This is a genomic window from Rhizobium alarense (genome assembly GCF_021555155.1).
GTDB lineage: Bacteria > Pseudomonadota > Alphaproteobacteria > Rhizobiales > Rhizobiaceae > Rhizobium_D > Rhizobium_D alarense.
In genome coordinates, this window is sequence record NZ_JAKGBU010000151.1 from 1 (window position 1) to 5,732 (window position 5,732).

The 5,732-nt window shown below is 66.7% G+C and carries 5 protein-coding genes; 2 read left to right on the top strand and 3 right to left on the bottom strand.

The features are described from left to right. A partial coding sequence (locus LXM94_RS25325) for an aldehyde dehydrogenase family protein (RefSeq protein ID WP_235774592.1) occupies positions 1 to 961 on the top strand: 961 nt, incomplete at its 5' end. Positions 962 to 1,022: 61 nt separating this feature from the next. Continuing rightward, positions 1,023 to 1,781, top strand: a complete 759-nt coding sequence (locus LXM94_RS25330; RefSeq protein WP_235774594.1) for an SDR family NAD(P)-dependent oxidoreductase — start codon at positions 1,023 to 1,025, stop codon at positions 1,779 to 1,781. Between the two features lie 252 nt (positions 1,782 to 2,033). Here the strand turns inward: LXM94_RS25330 and LXM94_RS25335 are convergent, their stop codons facing one another. The 3 genes from LXM94_RS25335 to LXM94_RS25345 all read right to left on the bottom strand — a co-directional run. Continuing rightward, on the bottom strand, positions 2,034 to 3,761 hold the full coding sequence (locus tag LXM94_RS25335) for a thiamine pyrophosphate-requiring protein (protein WP_235774596.1): 1,728 nt from the start codon (positions 3,759 to 3,761) through the stop codon (positions 2,034 to 2,036). Positions 3,762 to 3,993: 232 nt separating this feature from the next. After that, on the bottom strand, positions 3,994 to 4,938 hold the full coding sequence (locus LXM94_RS25340; protein WP_235774598.1) for an acetamidase/formamidase family protein: 945 nt from the start codon (positions 4,936 to 4,938) through the stop codon (positions 3,994 to 3,996). Between the two features lie 30 nt (positions 4,939 to 4,968). Next, a partial coding sequence (locus LXM94_RS25345; RefSeq protein WP_235774600.1) for an ABC transporter ATP-binding protein occupies positions 4,969 to 5,732 on the bottom strand: 764 nt, incomplete at its 5' end.

A 5,732-nucleotide genomic window follows, 5' to 3' on the forward strand; every position in this document is an offset into this window, starting at 1 on the left:
TGCCTGCGGCAACACGATCGTGATGAAGACATCGGAAATCTGCCCGCGCACCCACCGCCTGATCGTCGACACGCTGCATGAGGCGGGGCTTCCGGAAGGCGTGCTCAATGCCGTTTCCAACGCGCCCGAGGATGCCGCCGCCATCGTCGAGACGATGATCGCGCATCCGGCGGTGCGCCGCGTCAACTTCACCGGCTCGACCCGCGTCGGCCGCATCATCGCGGAGACCGCCGGGCGCTACCTGAAGCCGGCGCTGCTGGAACTCGGCGGCAAGGCGCCCTTCGTCGTGCTCGACGACGCGGATCTCGACGAGGCTGTCGCCGCCGCCGCCTTCGGCGCATACATGAACCAGGGCCAGATCTGCATGTCGACCGAGCGCATCGTCGCCGACGAGACGATCGCCGACCGCTTCGTCGAGGCGCTGGCGGCAAAGGCGAAGACGCTGGTTGCCGGCGACCCGCGCGAGGGCAACACGCCGCTCGGCTCGGTGGTCGATGCCCATGCGGCGCAGCGGCTGGAACAATTGATCCGCGATGCCACCGGCAAGGGCGCGGTGCTCGCCGCCGGCGGCAGCGTCAAGGGCACGATCGTCGACGCGACCCTGCTCGACCGCGTGACGCCCGCGATGCGCATCTATAGCGAGGAGAGTTTTGGCCCGGTCGTCAGCATCATCCGCGTCGGCTCGATCGATGAGGCGGTCCGCGTCGCCAACGACACGGAATACGGCCTCTCGGCCGCCGTCTTCGGACGCGACGTCAACCGCGCCATGCAGGTCGCCCGGCGCATCGAATCCGGCATCTGCCACATCAACGGTCCGACGGTGCACGACGAGGCGCAGATGCCCTTCGGCGGCGTCAAGGAATCCGGCTACGGCCGCTTCGGCGGCAAGGCGGGCATTGCCGAGTTCACAGAGCTGCGCTGGATCACCGTGCAGGACGGACACATCCACTACCCGATCTGAGATGGCCCGTCTCGCCGCCGGGGAGAAGAAACCGCGACCGCTCAAACCCTTTAGGAAAGCCATGCCCCTTCTCGACGACAAGACCTGCATCATCACCGGCGGCGCGGGCAGCATCGGGCTTGCCACGGCGCGGCTCTTTCTCGACGAGGGTGCGAAGGTCGTTCTCGTCGACCTCGAAGAAAGGTCGCTGAGCGAGGCGGCATGCGGCCTGCCGGTGGACCGGGTCGTGCCGGTTGCAGCCGACGTCACCCGCGCGGACGACACGGCGCGTTATGTCGAGACGGCGCTGTCGCGCTTCGGATCGATCGACGTCGTCTTCTCCAACGCCGGCGTCTTCGGCACGGTGGCACCGATCGCCGACTATCCGGATGATCTTTTCGACCGGGTCCAGGCGGTGCATGTAAAGGGCGCCTTCCTTGCCGCCAAACATGCGAGCCCACATATGACGGCTGGCGGCAGCATCGTCATAACCTCCAGCGTGGCAGCAACGCGCGGCGACCCCGGCGTCTATGCCTATATCACCGCCAAACATGCCCAGACCGGCCTGATGCGCTGCCTCGCCAGGGAACTCGCGCCCCGCGGCATCCGCGTCAACACGGTCAATCCCGGCCCGGTCGACAACGGGTTCCAGCTTGCGGTGGAAAAGGGGCTCGGCGAGGCGATCGGCGCAGACGGAACCGACTTCTTCAACTCGATCATCCCGCTCGGCCGGCATGCCAGCCCCGCGGAGATCGCACGGTCGGTCCTCTATCTCGCCTCGGAGCAGTCGAGCTTCGTAACGGGCACGATGCTGATGGTGGATGGCGGGATGAGCGTGTGAGGCGGTTGCGGGGAGCGCTGTGCGTGTCCCCTCCTTCTGGCCTTGCCGGCCATCTCCCCCACAAGGGGAAGACGACTTGCGGCAACGCTGGTGCCTCCCATGACCTTCGGGCCATCGTCTCCCCGACGGGATAAGTGGAGACAACCATAGCGGCCGGGTTAAGCCCCTCCCTTGTGGGGAGGGGACTTTACGGCGAGCAACCACAGGCCGCACAACGCGCGCCACTGACCATCAACCGCAATCAAAGGTCCCTCAGGCCCGCACCTGCACGTCGAGCAGCGCCAGCGTGCCCTTCTCCTCGATATGGGCGATCGCCTCCGCAACGGCGTCGGCGAGGTCGGCGCCGTCGGTAACGCGGCGGGCATGGGCGCGGCTCGCCTCGGCGACCTTGACGAAATCCGGCACCGGCGAGAGCGCGGTCAGCGGCATGCGGTTGGTCTTCGCGGCATAACCGTCCGGATAGATGCCCAGCACGGACTGGCGCACGGCGCCCCATTCAGCATTGTTGACGACCAGAACGAGGATCGGCAATTCCAGCGCTTCGGCGATCTGGTGACAGGCAACCGGATTGGCGAACATGTAGGACCCGTCGCCCATGGTCGCCACGATCAGGCGGTCACGATTGGCGAGCTGCATGCCGAGGGCGGCGGGAAAGGACCAGCCGAGCCCGCCGGAATGCGGCTCCTGGTACCAGGCCTGGTGATGCATGAGCGTCATCGGTGCCATGGGGCAGCCGAGTTCGGAGAGCACCGTCGCCTCCCTGCCCTCGAGCGCCTTCGACAGGGTGAGGCTGACGAAGTCTTTCGTCATGGACGTGCCGTCGCCGGCTGCGGCCGTCGCCAGCACGGCGGCCCGTGCGGCGCGATTGTGCCGGGCGACGGCCGCAGCCCGTTCGTCGGCGCGCGTTTCGTGCAGCGGCAACAGCGCGTCCATCACCCGCTTCAGCGCGAGGACGCCGGCATCGACGTCGCAGGCGAGCGTCACGTCGGAGCGGAAGTAGCGCACCGGCTGGCGTGCATAGAGCGGATCCTGGCCGAGCTGGATCACCTTGCAGCCGGGCTGAAGCGAATGGATATCCGGCGACCAGGGTGCCAGCGCATCGACGACGAGGACGACGTCGGCCTTTTCGAGCAGCGGCGTCGGGTCGGATTGCGCGGCCATCGGATGGTCGGTCGGAACGGCAAGCTGCACGGCCCAGTACTGGCAGACCGGAATGCCCCATTCGGCGGCAAGCGCCGAAAGCGCCTCGAAACCCGCCGCCGAACCGGCACCGCGTTGCGCGAAGATCGCCGGATTGCGCGCTTCGACCAGCAGGCGAGCGGCCTGCTCGATCGCCTCCGGCGAAGCCGTCGTGATCGCCGGCGCCATCGTCGACGGTGCGGAGAGGCCTTCGGTGGGGCACGGCTGGCAGAGAACCTCACGCGGCAGGCTCATATAGACGGGGCCACGCGGCGTCGACGTGGCGATGGCGAGCGCCCGGTCGACCATCTGAAGGATATGTTCCGGTGCACGCAACTCGTCGTCCCACTTGCAGGCCTCGCGCACCAGCGCCGCCTGGTCGCGCATCTCCTGCCCCCAGCCGATCGGCACGGTACGCGACCCCTTGCGGCCGCGTTCGGTGACCGGCGTGCGACCGGAAAAGAGCAGCACCGGAACATGCTCCATCGCCGCGTTGATCGCGCCGATCGCACAATTGGCGAGCCCGACATTGGTGTGCGCCATCACCGCCTGGGCGCGGCCTGTCGCAAGATAGTAGCCATGCGCCATGCCCATGGCGGCGCCCTCATGCGGCATGACGAGTGCCTGCGGCAGCGCGATGCCCTTCGCCTCGGCCTCGGCCAGTCCCTCGATGATCGGCGGAAAATCAGTGCCGGAATTGGCGAAGATGTAGTCGACGCCGACGGCCTTGAGCCGGGCTAGCAACGCGCCTCCCGCCGTCATGACCGGCGCCTCCGCGAGATCGCTCTCGTGCCTGCCCATCGGAACCTCCCGCTTCGTCCAGCAGCCTGCCGTCATGCCCCGAATTGGTCAGCTCTTCGCATCCCGCCTCCTCAAGCGTCTGGATGCCAGTGACGACCACGGCACTCTGACAGCCGGAACGATGATGTAAAATGAAATGGCCGCCGCGACCGACACGGTTTTCGTTATGAATTGTCGGCGCAATGCCACCGAAACGCGACATGCCTTCGATGCGGATGGAAGACCGTCCGCATCATGCAAAGACGATACGCGGAAAATAGAAGCTGACGACCCAGTTCGGCATGTCGACGATCTCGCTGATCCGCAAGTCGCCGCAGACCGAACACAGCATATAGGCATCGATCGGGGCGAGCGCGTGTTCGGCAGCAAGCAGGTCGACCATGCGCATCACCGCCTCACGCGCCGCTACCATCAGGTCCGGCCCGATGCCCGTCGTCACCTCGTAGCCGGCGCCGTCCAGGTGCCGCGTCACCGGCTCGGTCACCGTGAAGCGCGGAGAGGCCAGCCTTGCGTCCTTGACCAGTTCGATCGTCACTTCCACGTCCATCCGGCTTTCGATGGCCGTGCCGCAGACCTCGCCGTCCCCTTGCGCGGCATGGGTGTCGCCGATCGAGAACAGTGCACCGTCGACCTCTACCGGCAGATAGAGCGTCACGCCGGCACTCAGGTCGCGGATATCCATGTTGCCGCCGACCCGGCGCGGCGGCACGACGGACTGCAGGCCCGGCGCGGCCGGTGCGACACCGATGGTTCCGGCAAAGGGTTTCAGCGGAACACGCCCGCCCGGACCGTAGAGCGCAGGCACCATGGATGCGGCGTCGTAGGACCAGAGGTGCAGCGCCGGCTCGGGAAACTGATCGGCGACAAGGCCGAAACCCGGAATGTTGGCCGTCCAGCCGAAACCGGACGGATGGAACGTCCTCAACGTTACCTTCAAGGCGTCGCCCGGCTCCGCTTCCTCGACATGGACAGGGCCGCTCACCGGATTGATCCTGCCGAAGTCGAGGCTGGCAAGCGTGTCCGCCGTGGCTCCTGCACCGATCTGGCCGCCCGACGAATCCAGGCATTCGAAGAGGATCGTCTCTCCCGGCCGTGCGATCAACGCCGGTGCGAAATCCCGGTTCCAGCCGAAATGATGCCGGTCACGGTGAATGGTATGGTTGCAGGCGACGCACATGGGATGCTCCCTCGTTCGGTGGGCGAGCCGTCAATCCAGCGGAAAATGGCAGGCGACCTCCCTGCTGCCCGATACGGCGGCAAGCGGCGGCCGCACGGTTCGGCAGATGTCGCGGGCATAGGGACAGCGGGTCGAGAATTTGCAGCCGGGCGGCGGCGACAGCGGGCTTGGAATCTCGCCCGAAAGCAGGATGCGCTCCCGTTTGCCGCGGTCATGCGGCTGCGGGATCGCCGAGAGCAGCGCCTTCGTATAGGGATGGTGCGGCCGCGCATAGAGCGCTTCCGTCTCCCCCGTCTCGACAATCGAGCCGAGATACATGACGGCAACCCGCGTCGAGACATGGCGCACCACGGCAAGGTCATGGGCGATGAAGATGTAGGTGAGGTCGAGCTTGTCGCGCAACTCGCTGAACAGGTTGACGATCTGCGCCTGGACCGACACATCGAGTGCCGAAACGGGCTCGTCGGCCACGATCAGCTTCGGCTCGACGGCAAGGGCGCGCGCAATCCCGATACGCTGGCGCTGGCCGCCGGAGAACTCGTGCGGATAGCGGTCGAGATATTCCCGGCGCAGGCCGACGAGTTCCATCAGTTCATGGAGGCGATGCTCGATGCCGACACCGTCCCGAATGCGGTGGACGCGCAGCACCTCGCCCAGCATGTCGCGCACGCGGCGGCGCGGATTGAGGGACGCCGACGGATCCTGGAAGATCATCTGCATATTCCGGCGCACCGGCTTGAGCTCAGCGCTGCCGGCCCTGGTGATGTCGGCTCCGTCGAAGGCGAGCGTGCCGG